The organism is Stenotrophomonas sp. 01N47 (assembly GCF_056399165.1).
Map to the genome: position 1 here is coordinate 1 of NZ_JBFTQU010000109.1, position 368 is coordinate 368.

Annotated in this window: 1 protein-coding gene; it reads left to right on the plus strand. The window is 73.4% G+C overall.

Annotated features, from left to right (window positions below; genetic code table 11):
* On the plus strand, nt 1–368 hold a 368-nt coding region (locus AC1DKR_RS21445), incomplete at both ends, for a penicillin-binding transpeptidase domain-containing protein (protein ID WP_478035244.1).

Consider the following 368-nt stretch of genomic DNA (forward strand, 5'->3'; position numbering starts at 1 on the left):
CGCTACGGCGAGGTCCGAGTTCCCACCACGCTCGACGGCCGCCTGCAGCGCCGCGCCGAGCAGGCGGTCAACAACGCCCTGGCCCGGTCGGGAACCCGGCTGAAGGCGGGGCAGGCGGCGCTGGTGGCCATGCGGCCCGACGGCAAGGTCGTGGCCATGGTCGGCGGCCGCTCCTACGCCAAGAGCCAGTTCAACCGCGCCGTCCAGGCCAAGCGCCAGCCGGGCAGCGCCTTCAAGCTGTTCGTCTATCTGGCCGCCCTGCGCGACGGCGCCCGTCCCGACATGCGGGTGGTCGGCGATCCGGTGACCATCAACGGCTGGACGCCCAGGAACTACGAGGGCGGCGCGGGCAGCGACCTGACCCTGCG